Source organism: Citrobacter sp. RHBSTW-00570 (assembly GCF_013739755.1).
Lineage (GTDB): Bacteria > Pseudomonadota > Gammaproteobacteria > Enterobacterales > Enterobacteriaceae > Citrobacter > Citrobacter braakii.
Map to the genome: position 1 here is coordinate 4,493,805 of NZ_CP056399.1, position 22,515 is coordinate 4,516,319.

Genomic DNA, 22,515 nt, shown 5'->3' on the forward strand with positions numbered 1-22,515 from the left:
CGCCCCTCTCCTTTCTAATAAGATTCAGCACCTTAACGAAACAAGAAATTTTCGTGACATTCCTCACAAAAAACCCCACCACGAAAGCAATACCGTTCAGTTAACTCCTCTGTATCAGAAATCATCAGCCTGTATTGGCGGAGGTGATGAACATGCTATCTCAGAGAAAGGGTTCCGTTCACCTCATGTTCATCGTTTCTCTGAAACACCAATTCCTGTGAACGTGTTAAGGGTACTATCGCCGTACCCTTAACAATCCCGGCTCCCGGCGGGAAAATTGCCGCTCCGCGGTCCCCTCCGTTTATTCCTCCAGGCTACCGGGCCGGGCGCGAGGCAGCGTCCCTGCAAAACGCGCCCTGAACCCGCATCCCTGCGGGTTCTCCCGGCCTTACGGAAACACGTCGGCAATTTTCAGCCGGACCAGCCCACACCTGACCACCTGCGTTTTTTATCTGAATAGCAAAACAGAGTTAACTGGAAGTCAGTGCGTTGCAGCGATGACCCCGTCCGGCTGAAAATCGATGAGGCGTTGACGGCTGACCGGGTCTGCCCGCAGGGATGCGGGCTGAGGGGACGGCCTGCAGGGACGCAGGCCCGGCCCCGACCCGACAGGCAGACGGCATAAGACGAATGAATCGCGCAGCGACGATTTTCCCGCCGGGAGCCTGGGTTGCAAGGGAGGCGGCGGTGAGCCTCCTTTGCACGTTCACGGGTATCTGAGCTTCAGAAAAGTGATACCACTGAGGTGAACGGAACTCTGAGCCAAAATCACATGTTCTCCATAATGCTTAACTGAACGGCATTGCACCCCGAAAGGGTTATATCCTTCGCTATAAGTTGCATTTAATATACATCTTATATTATTGAGAATGAGGTAACGGCAATGTCTTATCGCGATCAACCTTTAGGTGAACTGGCGCTCTCTATTCCTCGCGCTTCGGCCCTGTTTCGTAAATACGATATGGATTACTGCTGCGGCGGTAAGCAAACGCTGGCACGCGCTGCTGCGCGTAAAGAGCTGGATTTAGACGTTATTGAGGCACAGCTCGCGCAGTTGGCTGAACAGCCGCTGGAGAAAGACTGGCGTACCGTGGCACTGGCTGAAATCATCGATCATATCATCGTGCGTTATCACAACAGACACCGCGAACAGCTGCCGGAACTGATTCTGCAGGCCACGAAAGTTGAACGCGTTCACGCCGATAAACCGAACGTACCACGCGGTCTGGCGAAAAACCTGACCATGCTGCATGAAGAGCTGTCCAGCCATATGATGAAAGAAGAGCAGATCCTGTTCCCGATGATCAAACAGGGCATGGGTAGCCAGGCGATGGGACCAATCAGCGTGATGGAAAGCGAACATGACGATGCCGGTGAACTGGTCGAAGTGATCAAACACATCACCCATAACGTGACGCCGCCGCCAGAAGCCTGCACCACCTGGAAAGCCATGTATAACGGCATTAACGAGATGATCGACGACTTGATGGAACACATCAGTCTGGAAAATAATGTATTGTTCCCGCGAGCTCTCGCCGGGGAGTAAAGATATCGCCGGATAGCGCTAACGCGTATCCGGCCTACGGAATTCAGGCCCGGTAAGCATCGCGCTACCGGGCACTAAAATTAACGCATACCTGCCATACGTTTCTTACCGATAAACAACCAACCCAGACCCAGCGCGATGAACCACAGCGGCGTCACGATCAGCGCCTGGCGGGTATCATCTTCCAGCGTCAGCAGTACCAGTACGAAGACAAAGAACGCCATGCATACCCAGCACATCAGCTTGCCTAGCGGCATCTTGTAGATTGATTTTTCATGCAGGTGCGGACGCTGCTTGCGGTACACCAGGTACGAGCAAAGAATGATGGTCCAGACGAACATGAACAAAATCGCCGACACGGTGGTGATCATGGTGAACGCGCCAATCACGCTCGGGTTCACGTAAAGCATCACCACGCCGCCCAGCAGACAGATACAGGAGAAGGTTAAACCTTTCGCCGGAACTGCGCGTTTAGACAGTTTGGCAAACGCTTTAGGCGCTACGCCTTCCTGTGCCAGGCCGAACAGCATACGGCTGGTAGAGAACACGCCACTGTTTGCGGAAGAGGCAGCTGAAGTCAGCACCACAAAGTTGATCAGGCTCGCCGCGGCAGGCAGACCGACCAGCACAAACAGTTCAACGAATGGGCTCTTGGTTGGCACTACCGAGCTCCACGGTGTTACGGACATAATCACGATCAGCGCAAAAACGTAGAACATGATGATACGGATCGGAATCGAGTTAATGGCGCGCGGCAGAGATTTCTCCGGGTCCTTGGTTTCTGCAGCGGTCGTTCCCACCAGCTCAATACCCACAAACGCGAACACGGCTATCTGGAAGCCAGCAAAGAAGCCGCTCAGACCTTTCGGGAACCAGCCACCGTCATTCCACAGATGCGTGAACGATGCCTGAACGCCGGTTGGCGACTGGAAGTGCGTCAACACCATCACCAGACCAACGACAATCAGGCCGATGATGGCGACGATTTTGATCATCGCAAACCAGAACTCCATCTCACCGAACATTTTTACAGTGGCAAGGTTGAGGCTCAGCAGCAGCACGATTACCGCCAGCGAGGCGACCCAGTCTGAAAGTTCGGGGAACCAGAATTGCGCATACGCCGTAATGGCGACAACGTCTGCCATCCCGGTAACAACCCAGCAGAACCAGTAAGTCCAGCCGGTAAAATACCCGGCCCATGGCCCGAGCAGATCAGAGGCGAAATCACTAAAAGATTTGTACTCCAGATTCGAGAGCAGCAATTCACCCATTGCACGCATCACGAAAAACAGCATAAAACCGATAATCATATACACAAAGATGATCGACGGTCCGGCGAGGCTGATGGTTTTACCAGAGCCCATAAACAGGCCGGTACCAATAGCACCACCAATAGCAATAAGTTGAATATGACGGTTTGTGAGATTGCGCCGTAGCGACTGTTCAGACGAAGCCTCTTCAGCGGCGTCGACTTTTACCTGATCTACCATGTTTTTTCTTCCTGTACCTGTCTGTGTTGTTCAGGCTCTACGGCCTTTAGTGTGTCTATGATACGACGTTCCTGATTATCAGGACTCATCGATATTAGGTAAGAATTGGCGGGATGAATACTAAGATTTAGATATAATGTTAATTTAATGTTTAAAGTGAGTGTCATATCACTCTGATAGCGCGAATCAGCTCACAAAAATACACGCTAACGAGGCATTTGCAAAATAAAATATCGACAACCACGTAACTATAGCTTTTCACGCTATTTTTTTGTTCCCCCCGGCCTCGGAGGGAACAGAAGTCACTGCTTACAGGATCTCAAGCAGCTCAACGTCGAACACCAGCGTGCTGAACGGAGGAATGGACGCGCCAGCGCCACGCTCGCCGTAAGCCAGTTCCTGAGGAATAGTCAGTTCCCATTTGGAACCTACCGGCATCAGGGTCAGCGCTTCAATCCAGCCAGGGATCACGCCGTTAACCGGGAATTCAGCCGGTTCGCCGCGTGCGACAGAGCTGTCAAACACGGTACCGTCGATCAGTTTACCGGTGTAGTGCACGCGAACGCGGTCAGTACGCGCTGGAATAGCACCTTCGCCCTGAGTCAGAACACGGAACTGCAAACCGGATTCAGTGCTGTTCACACCCTCTTTCTCACGGTTTTCTTCCAGATATTTGACGCCATCAGCCGCCATAGCCTGGAAACGCTCGCGACGAACTGCATCAGCGCGTTCGTGGATTTCACGCAGTGCGCGATGCACAACATCAACCGGCACTGCCGGGTGCTTACCTTCCAGCGCGTCAGCGATACCCGCTACCAGCGCTTCAGGCAACAGTCCTTCCAGTCCGGATTCACTCAGCTGTTGTCCTACCTGCAAACCAATGCCGTAGCTTGCTTGCGCTTCGATAGTGTCAAAAGTCGGGTTAGCCATCATATTTCCTTTCATCGGATGTAAAGTAGCGGGCAGCATATCAGCCATGCCGCATCCGGTAAAACTTTGTCTCGGGAACAGATGACAAATCGCGAGGAAACATAAACAATAGGAATACCCCGCGTTGACGTCACGAAAGCGGGTAATATGACGAACATCATAGCATTAGCCATCTATACTCTATGATCGAGGAACGAGACGCGGAGCAGGAGGAAAGCCATGCCCGGGCGCTTTGAATTAAAACCAACCCTGGCGAAAATCTGGCATGCACCGGACAATTTTCGCATTATGGATCCGCTACCGCCTATGCACCGACGCGGCATTATAATTGCTGCTATCGTGCTGGTGATAGGCTTCCTGCTGCCCTCCAGTGACACCAGCGATGCCCCTGTGGTTACGCGTACTGCCCAGCTGGATTTACAGTCACAGTCGCAGCCACCGACCGAAGCTCAACTGCAGGCACAGTTGGTCGCCCCGCAAAACGATCCGGGCCAGGTCGCTCCGCTTGCCCCAGAGCCAATCCAGGAAGGAGAACCAGACGCGCAGCCGCAGGCTCAGCAATCTCAGCCGCAGACGCAACCTTTCCAACAGGATAGTGGAATTGAGCAGCAGTGGCGCTCCTATCGCGTAGACTCGGGCAAAACGCTGGCGCAGGTATTCCGTGACCATAACCTCCCGCCAACCGATGTATACGCAATGGCGCAGGTTGAAGGTGCCGGAAAACCTCTGAGCAACCTGAAAGACGGCCAGATGGTACAAATCAGGCAGAATGCCAACGGCGTGGTAACGGGATTAACCATTGATACCGGTAATGGTCAGCAGGTACTGTTTACTCGACAACCTAACGGCAGTTTTATTCGCGCCCGTTAACCGGCACACCTGTAGGCCTGATAAACACAGCGCATCAGACATCAAGGTGAAGCGTCAGCGCTTCACCTTGTTCACCCACCAGATCCCGGAACAGACCAGCACCAGCGCCAGCGCATATTTCCATTCGAGAATGTTTTCGCCGAGGAATATCGCCGACAGTACCGCCCCCGAAACCGGGATCAGGAAGTTAAACGGCGCAATCATCCCCACGCGGTTATGCTTGAGCAGAATACTCCACAACGCAAAAGCGACCGAAGAGAGTAACGTCAGGTAGCCCAGAATCGCCACTGAAGACGCGCCGTGTACGGTCAGCGTGCCACCAAAAGCGTAGCCGCCGATAACCAGCGCCAGACCGCCGACACCCAACTGATATCCTGTCATTACCGTCGGGTCTACCGTCTGAGAAATGCGTTTACCGTATAACGTGGCGGCAGAAAGAATAAAGGCCGCCATCACCACTGAACCGTCCCCTAACAGGCTGAAGTTAAAATCCAGTCCGCTGCTAAAGTTCACCACCATTACGCCGGTAAAACCCAGGATACAGCCCAGCACTTTGTTGTAGCTCAGCTTGTCGTTCTGATAGATAAAATGGGCCAGAAGCACGCTGAAGAAGGTGCCGGTCGCGTTCATGATCGACCCTTTGACCCTCGTCGTGAACGCCAGGCCAATATAGAAGAAGATGTATTGCAGCGAGGTTTGCGTCAGTCCCAATAGCGTGAGCTGACCGTACTGACGCGGGCTTAACCGGCCAATCGGTTTACGCTGCGCCACCGCCAGCAATAGCAGCAATAATCCAGCAAACAGGAAGCGATAGCCGGCAAAGACAATTTTTGAAGGAATGTCATCCGTGGCAATCTGGAAGATCTCATATCCGCTTTTGATCGCCGGATAGGCGCTCCCCCACAGCAGACAGCAGAACGCTGCGCTCAGGTAGACAACATTTTTACGCGCAAACAGAGGTTGGTGCGTTGGTTCCATTCCATCACCACTTTGAAATAATGTTTTATTTTTATGATTATCCCGAAAAGGATAAAGAATAGCCAGAGCGAAAAGCGGAGGGAACAGAAAAGCAAAACGCCGACACGAGGCCGGCGCTTTTACGCGGTAATCAGAATAAAAACTTATTCTGCAACTACGTTTACAGTCAGCTTAGCAAACACTTCGCTGTGAACCTGGAAGCTCACTTCGTGCTCACCAGTGGTACGCAGAACGCCGTTCGGCAGACGAACTTCGCTCTTAGCTACTTCAACGCCAGCTGCAGTTACAGCGTCAGCGATGTCGCGAGTACCGATGGAACCGAACAGTTTACCTTCGTCGCCAGCTTTAGACGCGATGGTTACGGTTTCCAGTGCGTTGATTTTCTCAGCACGAGCTTCAGCAGCAGACAGAACGTCAGCCAGTTTAGCTTCCAGCTCAGCGCGACGCGCTTCGAAAAATTCAACGTTTTTCTTGGTAGCAGGAACAGCTTTACCCTGTGGTACCAGGAAGTTACGAGCATAGCCCGCTTTAACGTTAACCTGATCACCCAGGCTACCCAGGTTTGCTACTTTATCAAGCAGAATAACTTGCATTACCTTATCCTCTCAAAGTCGTATTAATGGACCGTGACCGATTACTGATGACGATCAGTGTACGGCAGCAGGGACAGGTAGCGAGCGCGTTTGATAGCGCGAGCCAGCTGACGCTGGTATTTTGCACGGGTACCGGTGATACGGCTTGGGACAATCTTACCGCTTTCGGTGATGTAGTTTTTCAGCGTAGCGATATCTTTATAGTCGATCTCTTGAACGCCTTCCGCGGTGAAACGGCAGAACTTGCGACGACGGAAATAACGTGCCATATGGCTAGTCTCCAGAATCTATCAATTCAATCTGCTCGGCATGCAGAACCATTTTGCTCAGGCCGTTCTTTGCCTTGTGGCAAGAGATGAACCCCTGAACGGTCACTGCGCTACCGACCGTTATACTGTGAGTAATGGCCTGGTTTTCGTGTCCGCTAATAATAACGGGCATTTGGCACCACGCCTGCCGGTGAAACCCGGCTTCCTCCTGCACAGAACGATGCTCAAGCACGAACTGGCAATGAGGAATTCCTGATGGACTGACCTTTCGAAGGGGAGCCCTGCACACGGTGCCGGACAACGCCAGACGGTTGGTCATCAGAAATTACTCTTCAGAATCCCCAGCTTCAGCATCATCTGCGGTTTCGTTAGCGAAATCATCGCGACGTTCACGACGCTCGTCTTTCGCTTTAACCATCGGAGATGCTTCGGTAACAGCGTGTTTAGTACGCATAACCATGCTGCGGATAACGGCATCGTTGAAGCGGAAGGTAGTTTCCAGCTCATCGATCACTTCCTGCGGCGCTTCAACGTTCAGCAGAACGTAGTGAGCTTTGTGCAGTTTGTTGATCGGGTAAGCCAGCTGACGGCGGCCCCAGTCTTCCAGACGGTGGATCGTGCCTTCTGCACCAGTGATGGCAGCAGTGTAGCGTTCGATCATACCCGGAACCTGTTCGCTCTGGTCAGGATGGACCATAAAAACGATTTCGTAATGACGCATCGAATTGCTCCTTACGGATTATTCAGCCTCCTGTCTGGGTCAGCCGAGGCCCGGGGAGGCAAGGAACGTGTTAAAGGTCGGCTGAAAAATTGACGCGTCATAATACTGGCGCCTGCCACTAAACTCAAGGTAATTGTACGATTATTTATCATGTCGCCATTAATACATATCCAGCAGCATTTTGACGCTGATGCAAATGGAGACAATGACAATCATGGGTCGGATAACTTTCTTGCCGCGCGTTAGTACGACCGTCGCGCCAAGACGTGCGCCGAGGGACTGTCCGGCAAACATCACCAGCCCCAGCGACCAGATCATTTTACCGCCAAAAATGAAGAACAATATCGAGGCGATGTTGGACGCCAGGTTAATAAAATTCGAGTGAATTTGCGCCTTATCGATGCTGTATCCCCGCAGCAGGATATAGCTGAGGGTATAAAAGGAGCCAGCCCCGGCACCGAGAAAGCCGTCATAAAAGCCAATGCATCCCCCGCCGATCAACGAGAAGAGAAACAGGGATACCTGCTGCTTTCTTTTCGGTTCGCTGAGATTTGGCGCAAAAATAAAGTAGATAGCGACCGCGATAATCAGGATCGGGAGCAGTTTCTTCAGCAGTTCCGGTTCAATGAACTGGATAAGCGTCGTTCCCATCGCAGAACCGATAAAGGCAGATAAAAACACATACTTGTGCTCCTGCACGTTGATATGCCCCCGGCGTAAAAAATAAATCCCGGAGGTCAGCGAGCTGCCCAGCGCCTGAATTTTATTGGTTGCCAGCGCATTCGCCGGGGGTAAACCAGAAATTAACAGTGCGCCAATCGAGAGAAAACCACCGCCGCCCGACACCACGTTAATAAAGCCTGCCACCAGCGCGACCATAAACATAATCACAAAGTAGCTGAAATCCATGAATGAAGTATCCATAAGTTTTTGCCTTATTATCATAAAGTTATATTAATTATCCGGCTCACTATAAACGGCGTACTCACCCGATTAAATTGACTATTTGGTAAGTGCTTATGCGCGAAAGACAGGTATTTTTCACCGCGCGGTACACACCAGCGGCCTGTTAATAAAAGAAAAGATGGCTATGCGGTAATTTTTTGAACAACTGCATCAGAAATGGTCGCTATCGACTGCGCCGGTAACGGTTAAAATTACATCAGAAGCTAATCACTCACAGGAGAGAGGCAACCAGAGACCGCAGTCGAGGAGGTACATATGCGAGCCCGTGTTTTGACCCTTCTGGCTATGCTTTTGCTTAGTGCAAATGCAACGGCAGCCATCAAAATTGACAATCATCAGGCCAGGAATATGGACGATGTGCAGAGCTTAGGCGTCATTTACATAAATCATAACTTCGCCACTGAAAGTGAAGCCACTCAGGCCCTGAATGAAGAGACCGATGCGCAAGGCGCAACCTACTACCACGTGATCCTCGCCAGGGAACCCGGTAGTAACGGAAATATGCACGCCAGTGCAGATATTTACCGCTAGCACCAGAAATAACCAACGAGAACATTGCTGCAGTTTAATTTGCCCCCTTCACAGGGGGCTTTTTTTGCAAAAAAGTCCCGAAGCCAGATCGATAACATCACCTGAATGATTGGGCTCCAGGACTTAGTCGTTACTTCTGTCCGTAATAGGCGTTTGGACCGTGCTTACGCATGAAATGCTTATTCATCAGATAACTGTCGATGGGGCTAAGCGCCGGATTAATGCCACGCGCAATCCATGCCATTTTTGCCACTTCCTCCATCACCACGGCGTTATGTACCGCATCGTGAGCATCCTTGCCCCAGGCAAACGGGCCATGCTGGTACACCACTACGCCAGGCGTATGCAAAGGTTCCACCTCCCCCAGCGTTTCGACAATCACCTTACCGGTATTTAGCTCATACTCGCCCTGAACTTCAGCTTCAGTTAACGCCCTGGTGCAGGGAATATCGCCAAAGAAGTAATCCGCATGCGTCGTGCCGAACGAGGGAATTGCCAGACCCGCCTGCGCCCATGCCGTCGCGTGGGTTGAGTGGGTGTGCACCACGCCGCCGAGAGAAGAATAGCGGCGATACAGCACCAGATGGGTGGCGGTATCAGAAGAAGGACGATAGCGCCCTTCCACTACGTTGCCGGCCAGATCCACAACCACCATGTCATCTACCTGCATCGTTTGGTAGTCGACGCCGCTAGGCTTAATCACCACCAGACCGCGCTCGCGGTCAATGGCGCTGACGTTCCCCCAGGTGAACGTCACCAGCCCGTAGCGCGGCAAATCCATATTGGCCTCAAAAACCTGCTGTTTAAGTTTTTGCATTACACCGCCTCCACCAGACCTGCGCTGGCCATTCGCGCCTTCACCCAGTCGCGCGCCTTCGCGACTTCACGTGCCGGGTCGTCCGACGTTTCACTCCACATCTCAATCAGGTATGGTCCGCAGTACCCACTCTGTTTGAGCGTCGCAAAACAACGTTCGAACTCAACAACCCCTTCACCAAACGGCACATTTTTGAATACACCGGGTTTGGTATCCTTCACGTGTACGGCAACAATATGACCCATCCCAGCCTGCAGCTCCATCTGCACGTCGTTATCCCACGCCGACAAATTGCCAATATCGGGATACAGCTGGAACCACGGATTGTTGAGATAGTGGGCATAACCCAGTGCCTTGCTGATCGAATTCATCAGCGGATAATCCATGATTTCCATCGCCAGCGTCACCTGCGCGCGGCTCGCCATCTCCACGCTCTCTTTCAGCCCATCGCGAAACCGACGACGCGTTTCGTTATTGGCCTGCTGGTAATAGACGTCGTAACCCGCCAGTTGAATAACGCGAATACCGATATCCTGCGCAAACTGAATGGCTTTACGCATGATCTCCAGCCCCTGTTCGCGCACCGCATCATCTTCACTGCCAAGCGGGAAACGACGATGAGCGCTCAGGCACATGGACGGTACGCGTATCCCTGTCTCGGCGATAGCGGCCACCAGCGCCAGTCGCTGCTCGCGGCGCCAGTCAAGACGCGCCAGGCGATCGTCGGTCTCATCAACCGATATTTCGACAAAATCAAAGCCCAGTTCCTTCGCCAGCTGCAAGCGTTCCAGCCAGCACTCCCCGCCGGGGAGCGCTTTTTCATAGATACCGAGCGGGACCTGTTTCGACAACATAGTCGCTCCTTATCCCCACAGTTGGGCGATGGAACGTTTGAACTGACGCGCAGCGTCTACCGGAGAGGCAGCATCGCGAATGCTGCGTCCGGCAATAAAGACGTGGATAGGGATCCCCTGGAACAGCGGCAGATCCTCCAGCGCCAGGCCGCCGGTGACGGTGACCTTAAAGCCCATATCAGAAAGGCGTTTGATGGCGCTAATATCTGCCTCTCCCCATGCCACACCCGCCGCCTGCGCGTCACGGCTGCGGTGATATACCACTTGCCCAATGCCCGCGTCACGCCACTCCTGCGCCTGCTCCCAGGTCCAGTAACCAGTCAGTTCAATCTGCACGTCGCCATTAAATTCTTTCGCCACCTCCAGCGCCCCCTTGGTGGTGTTGATATCCGCGCAGCAGATGACGGTAACCCAGTCAGCGTTGGCTTCGAAACACATGCGCGAGAGGATTTTACCCGCGTCGGCGATTTTGGCATCCGCCAGCACAATTTTATGCGGATAAAGCGCCTTCAGATCGCGTACGGCGCGCACCCCCTCAGCCACGCAAAGAATCGTGCCCACCTCAATGATATCGACCTCTTCGGCAATCAGACGCGTCGTTTCATAGGCGGAAGACATTGATTGGTTATCCAGCGCAACCTGCAACATAGGTAATGACATTTTGGTATCCTTTTAAACAGCCGCCGCAGTGGCGTTATCAATTAAATCCAGCACTTCCTGCGCGGTACGGCAGGCACGTAAACGGTCGAAATTGGCTTCGTCGTCAAAGAGATTCACGATCTGCATGATGCCGACTTCCTGATGTGTGTTGGCGTCTACTGCCGCCATGGTGATCAGGATGTCGACCGGGTCGTTATCTTCGTGGTTAAACACCAGCGGTGTTTTCAGCGTCACCAGCGCAAAACCGGTTTTCTTAACCCCTTCCTCCGGACGGCCGTGCGGCATCGCCAGGCCGGGCGCAATCACGAAATACGGGCCGAATTGTTCGACTCCGTCGAGGATGGCCTGGTAGTAGCGTGGTTCAACCACATCAGCCTTAACCAGCAGATCCACGCTCAGCTTTACCGCTTCCTGCCAGGAGCTGGCCTCGGCCTGTAAAAGGATGGCGTTATTGTCTGCCAGCGAATCACGTAATTTCATAGGCCGCCTCCTTACTTCACGTCCTGTGGGAAATGCGCGTTGATCACTTCCAGCAGTTTTGGTCCAAAATCGGCGGGAGACAGCATGTTGCGTACGCCAACAACATATTTATTGCCCGATACGGTAATCTCACCGGCGATATGGGTAGAAGCGAGGATGATATCCGCGCCGCTCAGTTCACTTTTGTATTCACCTACTGCGCAACTGTTTACCGTATGGTCAATATTTGACTGGGTTAAAAACTGATCCACCTTCATCTTCATGATCATGGAACTCCCCTGCCCATTGCCACATACAGCCAAAATACGTACGGTCATAATCGGAACTCCTTATTAAGCAGAGTGTTCTGCCAGTTGTTTTTCTGCGTCTTCCTCAGCGCGCAAGGTGCGTCCTGCGAAAAACATATAAGCCAGTGCAATCAGAATAATGACGGCCATAAACACGATGCCGATGGAGGCAAAGCCCTGCATCATCGGCGGCGCCAGAATTGACCAGTCCGCCATGCCCATCCAGGCGCTCATCCCGGTGAGCTTCACCGCCCAGACGCAGCCGAAGATTTCGATCATCCCCATCACCAGGCAAATCTTGAGCGCCGCGCGCCAGCCGCCAAAGTGGTTAGCAAACACGCCGATAGTCGCGTTCGAGAAGAACATCGGAATAAAGCCAGGGATAATCAGAATAGAAGAGCCGCAACCCACCAGGATGCCCACCGCAATCAGTTGGCCGATGGTGCCCCACATAAAGCCCCAGACCACCGCGTTGGGCGCAAAGCTATAAATCGCCGCGCAGTCGATAGCCAGCACTGCACCCGGGATCAGACGTTGAGAGATACCGTTGAACGCTTCTGAAAGCTCAGCAACGAACATACGTACGCCCTGAGTGATGATGAAAATAGCGACGGCAAACGAAAAACCGGTCTGCAGGATATAGACCGTCCAGTGGGTTTTACCCGCCATCGCCTGAACCACATCAATACCGAAAGAGAGCAGGATCGCGCCGAAGAAGAGGGTCATAACAATCGCGGTAGAAACGATGTTGTCATGGAAGATATTCAGCCAGCCCGGCAGCTTCAGATCTTCAACACTCTCCTCTTTCTTACCCAGATAAGGCGCGACTTTGTAGGCAATCCATGAAGCGAACTGCTGCTGGTGACCGATGGAAAAACCGCAGCCGTCGGTCACTTCCTGCGTCGGCTTGTACATCATATTGGAAGTAATGCCCCAGTAGAGGGACACCAGCACAGCGGTGCAGATGATGGTGGTCCACATCGGGTAACCGAAGATGAAGAGAGAGACGGCAATCAAGCCCGCCTGCTGGAACATAATGTGGCCGGTCAGCATGATGGTGCGAATGCCGGTAATACGCCGTAGCAGTACGTAACAAATATTCAGCGCCAGCGCCAACAGCACAGCATAACCCACCCAACTATAGGCATCGCCCATACGTTCGATGGTTGCCATCATGGAGGCATAGGTATCGGAAATCGCACCATTGATACCGTAAACTTCGGACATCTTCGCCACCACCGGTTTAAACGTGCTGGTCAGAATGCCCGATCCCGCTTGCAGCAACATAAAACCGATAATCGTTTTGATCGTGCCTTTGATAATAACGCTGACGCTTTTACGCAGCAGGATGTAACCAAGACAGGTCACAATACCCAACAGCAAGGGCGCGTTGGTCATAACCTGATTAAAAAAGACGGTAAAGATGTTGTAGAGGATCTCCATAACGATCTCCAGTAGACGAAGTTGCTGAACATTCATTACAGATGCCCAGGATGTTGTGCCCTCACTCTAATTTTCAAAAGTAATCACAACAAGATTGAATTTGATTAAATGTGATGCAGTACGCAAATAATTCACACACTTGTGGAGTGGCTTTACTTCTAATTCATCATTTCCAAAATAAACTCTATTAAAACAATAAAATACAAAACAAACACTCAAGTAAACCATCCTGTCACGCTGTGATTTGCTCACATTTCCCCGCTGAACACCAAAAATCAACGCATTGCCTTCTTGAAAAAATGATGTCAATATCAATCAAAACAAATCACAAATTGACTTAATCTGAATAAATATGAAGGTAAATGCGATGAGTAAAGTAAAAAGCATCACGCGTGAATCATGGATCCTGAGCACATTCCCGGAGTGGGGAAGTTGGCTGAATGAAGAGATCGAACAGGAGCAGGTCGCCCCGGGCACATTCGCTATGTGGTGGCTTGGCTGTACCGGCATCTGGCTGAAGTCGGAAGGCGGGACGAACATCTGCGTCGATTTCTGGTGCGGGACGGGTAAACAGAGTCACGGTAACCCGCTAATGAAAACCGGCCACCAGATGCAACGCATGGCTGGGGTGAAGAAACTGCAGCCAAACCTGCGCACCACGCCGTTTGTTCTTGATCCGTTTGCAATTCGACAGATCGATGCGGTGCTGGCGACACACGATCATAACGATCACATCGACGTGAATGTCGCGGCCGCCGTCATGCAAAACTGCGCCGATGACGTACCATTTATCGGGCCGCAAACCTGTGTGGATCTGTGGATCGGTTGGGGTGTGCCAAAAGAGCGCTGCATCGTGGTAAAACCAGGCGATGTGGTGAAAGTGAAAGATATTGAAATTCATGCGCTTGACGCGTTTGATCGTACGGCATTAATCACGCTACCTGCCGATCAAAAAGCGGCAGGTGTGCTGCCGGATGGTATGGATGCACGTGCGGTAAACTACCTGTTCAAAACACCGGGCGGAACGCTGTACCACAGCGGAGACTCGCACTACTCTAACTACTACGCAAAGCATGGCAACGAGCACCAGATCGATGTTGCGCTCGGCTCCTATGGTGAGAATCCGCGCGGGATTACGGACAAAATGACCAGCTCCGACATGCTGCGCATGGCGGAAGCGTTGAATACGAAAGTGGTGATCCCTTTCCATCATGACATCTGGTCAAACTTCCAGGCCGACCCTCAGGAGATCCGCGTACTGTGGGAGATGAAAAAAGATCGACTGAAGTATGGCTTTAAGCCGTTTATCTGGCAGGTGGGCGGTAAGTTCACCTGGCCGTTGGACAAAGATAACTTTGAATATCATTATCCGCGCGGCTTTGATGACTGCTTCACGATTGAACCGGATCTGCCGTTTAAATCCTTCTTGTGACCCCTACAAAATGCCGGGCTATTCCGGCATTTTTTCCCATTTACTTTAGTATTTCCAGGCTATTTCAAATATCATCTTTTCAAATCAATTTGTATCGGAATAGCTCATGACTGAAGCACAAAGACATCAAATATTGCTGGATATGCTGGCGCAGTTGGGCTTTGTTACCGTTGAGAACGTGATTGAGCGTCTGGGGATTTCACCAGCCACAGCACGCCGGGACATCAATAAACTCGACGAAAGCGGCAAACTCAAGAAAGTCCGCAATGGCGCAGAAGCCATTACCCAGCAACGTCCGCGCTGGACACCTATGAATCTGCATCAGGCGCAGAACCACGATGAAAAAGTTCGCATTGCCAAGGCCGCATCCCAACTTGTAAATGCGGGTGAAAGCGTGGTGATCAACTGCGGATCAACCGCCTTCCTGCTTGGTCGTGAAATGTGCGGCAAGCCGGTGCAGATCATCACCAATTATCTGCCGCTGGCGAACTATCTGATCGACCAGGAGCATGACAGCGTGATCATCATGGGAGGGCAATACAACAAAAGCCAGTCCATCACGCTTAGTCCGCAAGGCAGCGAAAATAGCCTGTATGCCGGACACTGGATGTTTACCAGCGGTAAAGGGTTGACCGCGGACGGATTGTATAAAACCGATATGCTAACCGCGATGGCTGAGCAGAAGATGCTTAACGTAGTGGGTAAACTGGTGGTGCTGGTCGATAGCAGTAAGGTCGGTGAACGCGCGGGGATGCTGTTCAGTCGCGCCGATCAAATCGATATGCTGATTACCGGCAAAAACGCTAACCCTGAGATTCTGCAACAACTTGAAGCTCAGGGCGTAAGCATCGTGCGCGTTTAAAGGTGCTGGCGAAAAAACGTTACTGTCGCTGCCAGCGCCTCTGGCGTGATGCGGTGGCGTACGCCCGCTTCCCACAGGCAGGTTAAATTGTTATCCAGCCCTGCCTGAATCAGCGCCTGCTGTAAGCGGAAGGTTTCAACCGCGGGCACCACATCGTCCTCCTGTCCATGCCACAACAGCAACGGTCGGTCGGCCAGCCGTTGTAGTTGATGCGTAACATCCCATTCGGCGAGCGGTGCGATAATGGCATCGAACTCTGCCTGCTGCTCTGGCGTCTGGACCCGTAAAGGGGGAAAAAGCGTCTGTGCAAGACGGGTAAAATAGCCCGAACCCATCAGGCTGGCTACACATTTAACCTCGGGATGGCGGGCCATAATGCCCAACGCCGTCATGCCTCCCATCGACGCCCCCGCAACAGCAAGTCTTTCATCTGATAGCCAATTTTCCGCCACCAGCGCCGCACGTAACGTCGTAAACTCCTGCATGTTTTGCTGCAATATATGCCAGAAGCGAAACATTCGCTCCTGAGCATCACCGTTGAAGCGGGCACCATGGTCGGGCGCATCGGGCATGACAACCCGGAATCCGGCCTGAGCCAGAGCAACGGCAAAATAGCTATAGACCAGACTTGAAGATGTAAACCCGTGATAGAAAATAATGCAAGGGAGTGAACACTCGCGTTTGCCAGCCGGAACGGCGTGCAGGACAGGGATACCAGCCAACTGTCGTGTTTCAATTTCGATCATTTTTCGCCTCTTTTTTTCTGGTATGCCATGCAGCAATACTTAACGCAAGCGAATGTGTTCGGCAATGATTCATAATGTTGAGAACTGGGTTACGCTTTCGCAACATTTTCATTCGAAAATCGCGTGAGAGATAACACTTCGGGAACATTCCCCTAAAGGGAAATTGATAAGGCACTACACTATGGCTATCAGGAAACGAGATAGAGTTATGCGTCGGTTTGCCTCTTTATTGCTGGTGATGCTTTTAAGCGCCTGTAGCGTGCTACAGGGAACGCCCCAACCCGCACCGCCCGTTGCCGACCACCCGCAGGAGATCCGCCGTGACCAGAGTAATGGGTTACAGCGAATAGGAACGGTCAGCGCGCTGGTAAGAGGCTCTCCGGATGATGCGCTGGCAGAGATCCGTGACAAAGCCGTCGCGGCAAAAGCTGATTACTACGTGGTTTTATTAGTGGATGAAACCATCGTGACAGGCCAATGGTATTCACAGGCTATTTTGTATCGTAAATAACATTGGGTTGGAATTTAGTCAGCTTTACATTGCTTTGCGCCGCTATGCGTTTACCTGTGCACAATAAACCAACAGCAGGAAGCTTGAGGTTTATTATCGCGATGGAATGCCCTGCCGTGTGTAGGGGTACGAATAATGGAGCTGACGATGAAACAATCACTTGCCTTATCCTCACTGCTGCTTTCTGCCGGACTGGTAGGTACTACGGCGCAGTCTGCCGAGTTCGCCAGTGCTGACTGCGTTACAGGCCTGAACGAAATTGGCCTGATATCTGTCAGTAACATTGCAGGGAATCCGCAGGATGTAGAACGAGTAATCGCGTTAAAAGCGGATGAACAGGGTGCCTCATGGTATCGGATCATTCAGATGTACGAAGACCAGCAGCCCGACAACTGGCGCGTACAGGCCATACTCTATGCTTAACAGATTGCCGGATGGCGTAAACTTATCCGGCCTACATTGAATGTAGGCATGATAAGGCGCGCCAGCGTCGCCATCAGGCATATTATTACCGTAATCCCCCCGTTGCCCGCAGGAGCAAGTCGTTCAGCACCTGCTCGGACAATCGTAGTCCACCACGCGTATCGAGCATCATTTGACACCAGGCCTGCGCCACTGGCGGAGAGGCATAGCGCAACATCTGCGCCCCGCAACCGAGCAGGAAAAGCTGCTGTGTAATCTCCCGTCCCAACTCCTCACTGGGTTTACGTAAACGCTGCTGTAGTTGACGTACCCTTCGATCGTAATGTCGGTCTTGCCCTTTTACCTCAGCAAAGGCTTCGCTGAGCATATCGTATATGCCGGGTTGTTTTGTCAGCACCCGCAATACATCGAGGCACATAATGTTGCCAGAGCCCTCCCAGATACTGTTTACCGGCATCTCACGATACAGGCGCGGCAATTCACTCTCCTCGCAGTAGCCAATCCCGCCGAGCACTTCCATCGCCTCTGCAACAAACGGCATACCGGCCTTGCAAACAGAGAATTTCGCTGCTGGCGTGAACAACCTGGCCCACAGAGATTCTTGGGCATCAGCGCGACGGTCCCAGGCCCGCGCCAGTCGGAACAGTAACGCCGTCTGACCTTCCAGTTGGAGCGCCATCCGACCTAATACCTGGCGCATCATCGGTTGTTCGATCAATGGTTTGCCAAAAACCTGTCGCTGGTGCGCATGGTAAATCGCGACAGAAAAAGCACGTCGCATCATGCCATGACTGCCGAGCGCACAGTCAAAACGCGTCATCCCACCCATTTTCAGGATATGACGTATACCTTCCCCTTCTTCACCCAATAGCCAGCCAATCGCATCGTGGAATTCAACCTCGCAGCTGGCGTTGGAGCGATTGCCTAACTTATCTTTCAGCCGCTCCAGACGGATAGCATTACGCTGCCCGTCGGGTAAAAATCGCGGTACAAAAAAGCAGGATAAGCCTCCCTTTGCCTGGGCCAGTACCAAATGGGCATCGCTTTGCGGCACGGAGAAAAACCACTTATGTCCCACCAGCCGATACGAGCCGTCTGTAAGACGTTCTGCCTGAGTGGTATTGCTCAGCACATCTGACCCCCCCTGCTTCTCGGTCATTCCCATGCCGATCAATAACCCACGCTTTTGCCCTCCGGGCAGTAAATGCGAGTCATAACGGTCGCTTAGCAGCGGTGTAAACCAGTCGTGAAAGGGGGCAGGTAACATCTGAAGTAACAACGGCGTGGCGGCAAAAGTCATGGTAACCGGACACAACGTGCCCGCTTCCACCTGCGCATGCAGCATGAAACGGGCCGCCCGGGCAACAAATGTTCCCTGCCTCGCGTCTTCTTCCCAGGCCAGATTATGTACGCGATTGGCGCACAATCCCTGCATCAGTAAATGCCAGGCAGGATGAAAACGCACATCATCCAGCCGCTGACCCTGCGAGTCGTAGCGCAACAACTCGGGTGGAAAAGCATTGGCCAGACGGCCAAGCTCGAGCGACTCGGCAGTCCCTAGCTGCTGACCAATACTGGCGAGAAGATCGCTATCCCAGCCAGCGCCTTCACGGATAACCGCTTCACACAGCGCGCCATCGGACAGATATAAGTTGCTGTTATTGAGCGGTACAGGTTGGTTAAAAACGGTATGCGTTTGCCAGTGCATTGTGTCTCCCTCCGTCAATTGCCGTCACCTTAAGTATGGTCAGGCAGAAGGCAGGACGCATGGGACAACGGTCACAAAAAAGCCATCCCGAAGGATGGCTTGAGAGAAGAGAGAAATGAGGGAGATAGTTTAGCCGCGCTGGCGTACAGCCTCAAACAGGCAGATGCCCGTCGCAACTGAAACGTTCAGCGACGAAACGCTCCCAGCCATCGGGATGCTGATCAGTTCGTCACAGTGTTCGCGGGTCAAACGACGCATACCTTCACCCTCTGCGCCCATCACCAGCGCCAGACGTCCGGTCATTTTGCTCTGGTAGAGAGTATGGTCAGCTTCACCTGCGGTTCCGACGATCCAGATATTCTCTTCCTGCAGCATACGCATAGTGCGCGCCAGATTGGTCACACGGATCAGCGGTACGCTTTCTGCCGCGCCGCAGGCCACTTTTTTCGCCGTTGCATTCAACTGCGCAGAACGATCCTTCGGTACGATAACAGCATGGACGCCAGCAGCATCGGCGCTACGCAGGCATGCCCCCAGGTTATGCGGATCGGTAACACCATCGAGGATCAAAAAGAACGGCTGATCGAGCGTAGCAATCAGATCCGGCAGATCGTTTTCCTGATACTGACGACCCGGCTTTACGCGAGCAATAATTCCCTGATGTACCGCACCCTCGCTTTTCTCATCCAGGAACTGGCGGTTAGCCAACTGAATGACAACACCCTGTGCTTCCAGTGCGTGGATCAGCGGCAGCAGGCGTTTATCTTCACGACCTTTGAGAATAAAGACGTCCTGGAAGCGCTCAGGCGCACGTTCCAGCAGAGCCTGCACCGCATGGATGCCGTAAATCATTTCACTCATGAATGTACTCGTTAATAGTTTATGCGTAACGCGGGCAACGCGAGGTTGCCCGACTTACTGTTTATGGCTGTTATTGCGCGACTTTCTTTTTCGTCGCGCGTTTAGCTTTAGTGGCGGCAGCGATTTTAAGCGTTTTTGCCGATGGCTTTTTCGCTTTTTTATCGCCTTTCTTCTCAGCCGTTTTTTTATCCGCCTGAGGTTTGGCTCTGCCTTTCTTCTCGCCGCGGAAAGCGCTATCCGGCTCGAAATTTACTTTTTTGCCCATCTGACGACGCTTACCGGTATTTTTACCCGCATCGCCTTTTTTCGCTTTTTCACGCGCGGTTTTACCTTCATTGCGCGGTGCACGTTCGCTGGAGATCAAACTGAAGTCGATTTTACGCTCGTCCATGTTGACCGCTTCCACGCGAACTTCCACGCGATCGCCCAGGCGATACATTTGACCGCTGGATTCTCCCGTCAGACGCTGCCCAACCTGGTCAAAACGATAGTAGTCGTTATCCAGGGAGGAGACATGCACCAGACCGTCGATAAACAGCTCATCAAGACGGACGAAGAAACCAAACCCGGTCACGCTGGCGATCACGCCTTTGAAGACATTACCTACCTGATCCAGCATGAAGTCGCACTTCAGCCAGTCAGAGACGTCGCGTGTGGCTTCGTCAGCACGGCGCTCGGCCATCGAACAGTGTTGACCCAGCTGCAGCATCTCTTCCATCGAATAATGGTAGCCACCCGTTTCCGTGGTGTTGCCTTTATGGCCCTGCTCCTGCGCCAGCAGATACTTAATCGCCCGGTGCAAGGAGAGATCCGGGTAACGACGGATCGGCGAGGTGAAGTGTGCATAAGATTGCAACGCAAGGCCAAAGTGACCGCGGTTTTCCGGATCGTAAATCGCCTGCTTCATTGAACGCAGCAGCATAGTTTGCAGCATTTCTGCGTCAGGACGGTCAGCAATCGACTCCAGCAGTTCAGCGTAATCACGCGGCTCGGGTTTATTACCGCCGGGCAGCTCCAGCCCCAGCTCCGCCAACACCGAACGGAACGAATTAATCGCTTCGGTCGTCGGCTTATCGTGAATACGGAACAGTGCCGGCTCTTTGGCTTTCTCAACGAATCGCGCCGCTGAGATGTTCGCCATGATCATGCACTCTTCAATCAGTTTGTGCGCGTCATTACGCTGCGTCTGCTCAATACGCTCAATACGGCGTTCAGCATTGAAGATAAACTTCGCTTCTTCACTTTCAAACGAGATACCGCCACGCTCTTCACGCGCTTTATCCAGCACTTTGTAGAGGTTATGCAGCTCTTCAATGTGTTTAACCAACGGCGCGTACTGCTCACGCAGTTCCTGATCGCCCTGCAGCATGTGCCAGACCTTGGTGTAGGTCAGACGCGCATGGGAGCTCATAACCGCTTCGTAGAATTTAAAGCCTGTTAAGCGGCCTTTCGACGAAATGGTCATTTCACAGACCATACACAGCCTGTCCACCTGCGGGTTGAGCGAACACAATCCGTTAGACAGCACTTCCGGTAGCATCGGAACAACCTGCGATGGGAAGTAGACGGATGTGCCACGGCTGCGCGCTTCCTGGTCCAGCGGAGTCGGCGGGCGAACGTAATAGCTTACGTCAGCAATCGCCACCCATAAACGCCAGCCGCCGCCGCGTTTCTTCTCGCAGTAAACCGCATCGTCGAAGTCACGCGCATCTTCGCCATCGATAGTGACCAGCGGCAGGGAGCGCAGATCGACACGTCCGGCTTTCGCTTCTTCCGGCACTTCTTCTTTCAGTCCGGCGACCTGTTTTTCGACCGCCTGAGGCCAGATATACGGGATTTCATGAGTACGCAGCGCCATATCAACGGCCATGCTGGTTCCCATGTTGTCGCCCAGGACTTCAACAATTTTACCCACCGCTTTAGTGCGACGCGTCGGACGCTGGGTCAGCTCAACCACGACCACGAAACCCATACGAGCACCCATCACCTCTTCCGGCGGGATCAGGATATCAAAGCTCAGGCGGCTGTCGTCAGGGACGACAAACCCAACGCCAGCGTCGGTGAAGTAGCGACCGACAATCTGGCTGGTTTTCGGTACCAGTACGCGCACAATACGCGCTTCGCGACGACCTTTACGGTCCGCTCCCAGCGGCTGTGCCAACACCTGATCGCCATGAATACAGGTTTTCATCTGCTCGCTGGACAGGTACAGGTCATCTTTGCGGCCTTCAACGCGCAGAAAGCCGTAGCCATCACGGTGGCCAATAACGGTACCTTTCAGCAGGTCAAGACGCTCCGGCAGCGCATAGCACTGACGACGAGTGAAGACCAGTTGCCCGTCACGCTCCATGGCGCGCAGGCGGCGACGCAGCGCTTCTTGCTGCTCTTCACCTTCAATGTTGAGTTCAGCGGCCAGCTCATCGCGGTTGGCCGGTTTTTCACGTTTAGTTAAATGTTCGAGGATAAATTCCCGGCTCGGGATAGGATTCGCGTATTTTTCTGCTTCGCGTTCCTGGAAAGGATCTTGTGACATCGAG

25 protein-coding genes are annotated in these 22,515 nt (G+C 52.7%); 7 read left to right on the forward strand and 18 right to left on the reverse strand.

The window, feature by feature from the left end; all coding sequences use genetic code 11:
* Positions 1 to 883: 883 nt before the first annotated feature.
* Positions 884 to 1,546, forward strand: coding sequence for an iron-sulfur cluster repair protein YtfE (gene ytfE, locus HV237_RS21345; RefSeq protein WP_047358889.1), 663 nt, complete (start codon positions 884 to 886; stop codon positions 1,544 to 1,546).
* An 80-nt stretch (positions 1,547 to 1,626) separates the two neighbouring features.
* On the opposite strand, the gene cycA is transcribed toward ytfE, so the two are convergent.
* Positions 1,627 to 3,036, reverse strand: a complete 1,410-nt coding sequence (gene cycA, locus HV237_RS21350; RefSeq protein WP_016151437.1) for a D-serine/D-alanine/glycine transporter — start codon at positions 3,034 to 3,036, stop codon at positions 1,627 to 1,629.
* 309 nt (positions 3,037 to 3,345) lie between these two features.
* The gene (fklB, locus tag HV237_RS21355; RefSeq protein WP_003025685.1) at positions 3,346 to 3,966 is read right to left on the reverse strand and encodes an FKBP-type peptidyl-prolyl cis-trans isomerase; all 621 of its coding nucleotides are present in this window, start codon (positions 3,964 to 3,966) and stop codon (positions 3,346 to 3,348) included.
* Positions 3,967 to 4,185: 219 nt separating this feature from the next.
* Between fklB and HV237_RS21360 the strand changes: the two genes are divergently transcribed.
* Entirely contained in the window at positions 4,186 to 4,836 is a 651-nt protein-coding gene (locus HV237_RS21360) for an OapA family protein (RefSeq protein WP_016151435.1), read from the forward strand.
* 54 nt (positions 4,837 to 4,890) lie between these two features.
* Here the strand turns inward: HV237_RS21360 and HV237_RS21365 are convergent, their stop codons facing one another.
* From HV237_RS21365 to HV237_RS21390, 6 genes are all read right to left on the reverse strand, one after another.
* A complete protein-coding gene (locus HV237_RS21365) occupies positions 4,891 to 5,814 on the reverse strand; it encodes a DMT family transporter (RefSeq protein WP_181541629.1) in 924 nt (307 codons plus the stop codon).
* Between the two features lie 143 nt (positions 5,815 to 5,957).
* Positions 5,958 to 6,407: a 50S ribosomal protein L9 gene (gene rplI, locus HV237_RS21370; protein WP_003025676.1), complete on the reverse strand. Its 450-nt coding sequence runs from the start codon at positions 6,405 to 6,407 to the stop codon at positions 5,958 to 5,960.
* Positions 6,408 to 6,448: 41 nt separating this feature from the next.
* Positions 6,449 to 6,676 carry a 30S ribosomal protein S18 gene (gene rpsR / locus HV237_RS21375; protein WP_000135199.1) on the reverse strand — a complete coding sequence of 76 codons (228 nt, stop codon included), beginning with the start codon at positions 6,674 to 6,676 and terminating at the stop codon, positions 6,449 to 6,451.
* A gap of 4 nt (positions 6,677 to 6,680) precedes the next feature.
* Entirely contained in the window at positions 6,681 to 6,995 is a 315-nt protein-coding gene (gene priB / locus HV237_RS21380; RefSeq protein WP_003025674.1) for a primosomal replication protein N, read from the reverse strand.
* Positions 6,996 to 7,001: 6 nt separating this feature from the next.
* Entirely contained in the window at positions 7,002 to 7,397 is a 396-nt protein-coding gene (gene rpsF, locus HV237_RS21385; protein WP_016151433.1) for a 30S ribosomal protein S6, read from the reverse strand.
* Between the two features lie 159 nt (positions 7,398 to 7,556).
* Positions 7,557 to 8,321, reverse strand: coding sequence for a TSUP family transporter (locus tag HV237_RS21390; protein WP_047358890.1), 765 nt, complete (start codon positions 8,319 to 8,321; stop codon positions 7,557 to 7,559).
* A 297-nt stretch (positions 8,322 to 8,618) separates the two neighbouring features.
* Here HV237_RS21390 and yjfY point away from each other — a divergent pair, with 297 nt between their 5' ends.
* Entirely contained in the window at positions 8,619 to 8,894 is a 276-nt protein-coding gene (gene yjfY / locus HV237_RS21395) for a DUF1471 family protein YjfY (RefSeq protein ID WP_047358891.1), read from the forward strand.
* Between the two features lie 130 nt (positions 8,895 to 9,024).
* Here yjfY and HV237_RS21400 read toward each other — a convergent pair whose 3' ends face one another.
* Genes HV237_RS21400 through ulaA form a run of 6 tightly spaced genes read right to left on the reverse strand, consistent with a single transcriptional unit; the run spans position 9,025 to position 13,435 of the window.
* A complete protein-coding gene (locus tag HV237_RS21400; RefSeq protein ID WP_047358892.1) occupies positions 9,025 to 9,711 on the reverse strand; it encodes an L-ribulose-5-phosphate 4-epimerase in 687 nt (228 codons plus the stop codon).
* Complete coding sequence (locus tag HV237_RS21405; RefSeq protein ID WP_016151429.1) at positions 9,711 to 10,565, reverse strand: L-ribulose-5-phosphate 3-epimerase; 855 nt, start codon at positions 10,563 to 10,565, stop codon at positions 9,711 to 9,713. Before HV237_RS21405 ends, HV237_RS21400 begins: the two co-directional genes overlap by 1 nt.
* A 9-nt stretch (positions 10,566 to 10,574) precedes the next feature.
* Positions 10,575 to 11,225, reverse strand: a complete 651-nt coding sequence (gene ulaD / locus HV237_RS21410) for a 3-keto-L-gulonate-6-phosphate decarboxylase UlaD (protein WP_047358893.1) — start codon at positions 11,223 to 11,225, stop codon at positions 10,575 to 10,577.
* Positions 11,226 to 11,237: 12 nt separating this feature from the next.
* On the reverse strand, positions 11,238 to 11,705 hold the full coding sequence (gene ulaC / locus HV237_RS21415) for a PTS ascorbate transporter subunit IIA (protein ID WP_016151427.1): 468 nt from the start codon (positions 11,703 to 11,705) through the stop codon (positions 11,238 to 11,240).
* 11 nt (positions 11,706 to 11,716) lie between these two features.
* Complete coding sequence (gene ulaB / locus HV237_RS21420) at positions 11,717 to 12,022, reverse strand: PTS ascorbate transporter subunit IIB (protein ID WP_047358894.1); 306 nt, start codon at positions 12,020 to 12,022, stop codon at positions 11,717 to 11,719.
* 15 nt (positions 12,023 to 12,037) lie between these two features.
* Positions 12,038 to 13,435, reverse strand: a complete 1,398-nt coding sequence (gene ulaA / locus HV237_RS21425) for a PTS ascorbate transporter subunit IIC (RefSeq protein WP_047358895.1) — start codon at positions 13,433 to 13,435, stop codon at positions 12,038 to 12,040.
* 367 nt (positions 13,436 to 13,802) lie between these two features.
* Between ulaA and ulaG the strand changes: the two genes are divergently transcribed.
* Positions 13,803 to 14,867: an L-ascorbate 6-phosphate lactonase gene (gene ulaG / locus HV237_RS21430; RefSeq protein ID WP_016151424.1), complete on the forward strand. Its 1,065-nt coding sequence runs from the start codon at positions 13,803 to 13,805 to the stop codon at positions 14,865 to 14,867.
* Between the two features lie 106 nt (positions 14,868 to 14,973).
* Positions 14,974 to 15,729, forward strand: coding sequence for an HTH-type transcriptional regulator UlaR (gene ulaR / locus HV237_RS21435; RefSeq protein WP_016151423.1), 756 nt, complete (start codon positions 14,974 to 14,976; stop codon positions 15,727 to 15,729).
* Here ulaR and yjfP read toward each other — a convergent pair.
* Positions 15,726 to 16,475, reverse strand: coding sequence for an esterase (gene yjfP, locus HV237_RS21440; RefSeq protein WP_016151422.1), 750 nt, complete (start codon positions 16,473 to 16,475; stop codon positions 15,726 to 15,728). The two genes, ulaR and yjfP, sit on opposite strands and share 4 nt — an antisense overlap.
* Positions 16,476 to 16,656: 181 nt before the next feature.
* Between yjfP and bsmA the strand changes: the two genes are divergently transcribed.
* Positions 16,657 to 16,986 carry a biofilm peroxide resistance protein BsmA gene (gene bsmA / locus HV237_RS21445; protein ID WP_029139740.1) on the forward strand — a complete coding sequence of 110 codons (330 nt, stop codon included), beginning with the start codon at positions 16,657 to 16,659 and terminating at the stop codon, positions 16,984 to 16,986.
* A gap of 147 nt (positions 16,987 to 17,133) precedes the next feature.
* The gene (gene yjfN / locus HV237_RS21450) at positions 17,134 to 17,409 is read left to right on the forward strand and encodes a DUF1471 family protease activator YjfN (RefSeq protein WP_016155512.1); all 276 of its coding nucleotides are present in this window, start codon (positions 17,134 to 17,136) and stop codon (positions 17,407 to 17,409) included.
* Positions 17,410 to 17,494: 85 nt separating this feature from the next.
* Here yjfN and HV237_RS21455 read toward each other — a convergent pair whose 3' ends face one another.
* The 3 genes from HV237_RS21455 to rnr form a co-directional block, all read right to left on the reverse strand.
* The gene (locus HV237_RS21455) at positions 17,495 to 19,117 is read right to left on the reverse strand and encodes an isovaleryl-CoA dehydrogenase (protein WP_047358896.1); all 1,623 of its coding nucleotides are present in this window, start codon (positions 19,115 to 19,117) and stop codon (positions 17,495 to 17,497) included.
* 129 nt (positions 19,118 to 19,246) lie between these two features.
* Entirely contained in the window at positions 19,247 to 19,978 is a 732-nt protein-coding gene (gene rlmB / locus HV237_RS21460; protein WP_003830482.1) for a 23S rRNA (guanosine(2251)-2'-O)-methyltransferase RlmB, read from the reverse strand.
* A 70-nt stretch (positions 19,979 to 20,048) separates the two neighbouring features.
* On the reverse strand, positions 20,049 to 22,511 hold the full coding sequence (rnr, locus tag HV237_RS21465) for a ribonuclease R (protein ID WP_016151418.1): 2,463 nt from the start codon (positions 22,509 to 22,511) through the stop codon (positions 20,049 to 20,051).
* Positions 22,512 to 22,515: the final 4 nt, after the last annotated feature.

What these genes read in the sequence shown, in the direction of transcription:
- ytfE (WP_047358889.1), top strand. Translation starts at nt 884, where the DNA reads ATGTCTTATCGCGATCAACCTTTAGGTGAACTGGCGCTCTCTATTCCT.
- cycA (WP_016151437.1), bottom strand. Translation starts at nt 3,036, where the DNA reads ATGGTAGATCAGGTAAAAGTCGACGCCGCTGAAGAGGCTTCGTCTGAA.
- fklB (WP_003025685.1), bottom strand. Translation starts at nt 3,966, where the DNA reads ATGGCTAACCCGACTTTTGACACTATCGAAGCGCAAGCAAGCTACGGC.
- HV237_RS21360 (WP_016151435.1), top strand. Translation starts at nt 4,186, where the DNA reads ATGCCCGGGCGCTTTGAATTAAAACCAACCCTGGCGAAAATCTGGCAT.
- HV237_RS21365 (WP_181541629.1), bottom strand. Translation starts at nt 5,814, where the DNA reads ATGGAACCAACGCACCAACCTCTGTTTGCGCGTAAAAATGTTGTCTAC.
- rplI (WP_003025676.1), bottom strand. Translation starts at nt 6,407, where the DNA reads ATGCAAGTTATTCTGCTTGATAAAGTAGCAAACCTGGGTAGCCTGGGT.
- rpsR (WP_000135199.1), bottom strand. Translation starts at nt 6,676, where the DNA reads ATGGCACGTTATTTCCGTCGTCGCAAGTTCTGCCGTTTCACCGCGGAA.
- priB (WP_003025674.1), bottom strand. Translation starts at nt 6,995, where the DNA reads ATGACCAACCGTCTGGCGTTGTCCGGCACCGTGTGCAGGGCTCCCCTT.
- rpsF (WP_016151433.1), bottom strand. Translation starts at nt 7,397, where the DNA reads ATGCGTCATTACGAAATCGTTTTTATGGTCCATCCTGACCAGAGCGAA.
- HV237_RS21390 (WP_047358890.1), bottom strand. Translation starts at nt 8,321, where the DNA reads ATGGATACTTCATTCATGGATTTCAGCTACTTTGTGATTATGTTTATG.
- yjfY (WP_047358891.1), top strand. Translation starts at nt 8,619, where the DNA reads ATGCGAGCCCGTGTTTTGACCCTTCTGGCTATGCTTTTGCTTAGTGCA.
- HV237_RS21400 (WP_047358892.1), bottom strand. Translation starts at nt 9,711, where the DNA reads ATGCAAAAACTTAAACAGCAGGTTTTTGAGGCCAATATGGATTTGCCG.
- HV237_RS21405 (WP_016151429.1), bottom strand. Translation starts at nt 10,565, where the DNA reads ATGTTGTCGAAACAGGTCCCGCTCGGTATCTATGAAAAAGCGCTCCCC.
- ulaD (WP_047358893.1), bottom strand. Translation starts at nt 11,225, where the DNA reads ATGTCATTACCTATGTTGCAGGTTGCGCTGGATAACCAATCAATGTCT.
- ulaC (WP_016151427.1), bottom strand. Translation starts at nt 11,705, where the DNA reads ATGAAATTACGTGATTCGCTGGCAGACAATAACGCCATCCTTTTACAG.
- ulaB (WP_047358894.1), bottom strand. Translation starts at nt 12,022, where the DNA reads ATGACCGTACGTATTTTGGCTGTATGTGGCAATGGGCAGGGGAGTTCC.
- ulaA (WP_047358895.1), bottom strand. Translation starts at nt 13,435, where the DNA reads ATGGAGATCCTCTACAACATCTTTACCGTCTTTTTTAATCAGGTTATG.
- ulaG (WP_016151424.1), top strand. Translation starts at nt 13,803, where the DNA reads ATGAGTAAAGTAAAAAGCATCACGCGTGAATCATGGATCCTGAGCACA.
- ulaR (WP_016151423.1), top strand. Translation starts at nt 14,974, where the DNA reads ATGACTGAAGCACAAAGACATCAAATATTGCTGGATATGCTGGCGCAG.
- yjfP (WP_016151422.1), bottom strand. Translation starts at nt 16,475, where the DNA reads ATGATCGAAATTGAAACACGACAGTTGGCTGGTATCCCTGTCCTGCAC.
- bsmA (WP_029139740.1), top strand. Translation starts at nt 16,657, where the DNA reads ATGGCTATCAGGAAACGAGATAGAGTTATGCGTCGGTTTGCCTCTTTA.
- yjfN (WP_016155512.1), top strand. Translation starts at nt 17,134, where the DNA reads ATGAAACAATCACTTGCCTTATCCTCACTGCTGCTTTCTGCCGGACTG.
- HV237_RS21455 (WP_047358896.1), bottom strand. Translation starts at nt 19,117, where the DNA reads ATGCACTGGCAAACGCATACCGTTTTTAACCAACCTGTACCGCTCAAT.
- rlmB (WP_003830482.1), bottom strand. Translation starts at nt 19,978, where the DNA reads ATGAGTGAAATGATTTACGGCATCCATGCGGTGCAGGCTCTGCTGGAA.
- rnr (WP_016151418.1), bottom strand. Translation starts at nt 22,511, where the DNA reads ATGTCACAAGATCCTTTCCAGGAACGCGAAGCAGAAAAATACGCGAAT.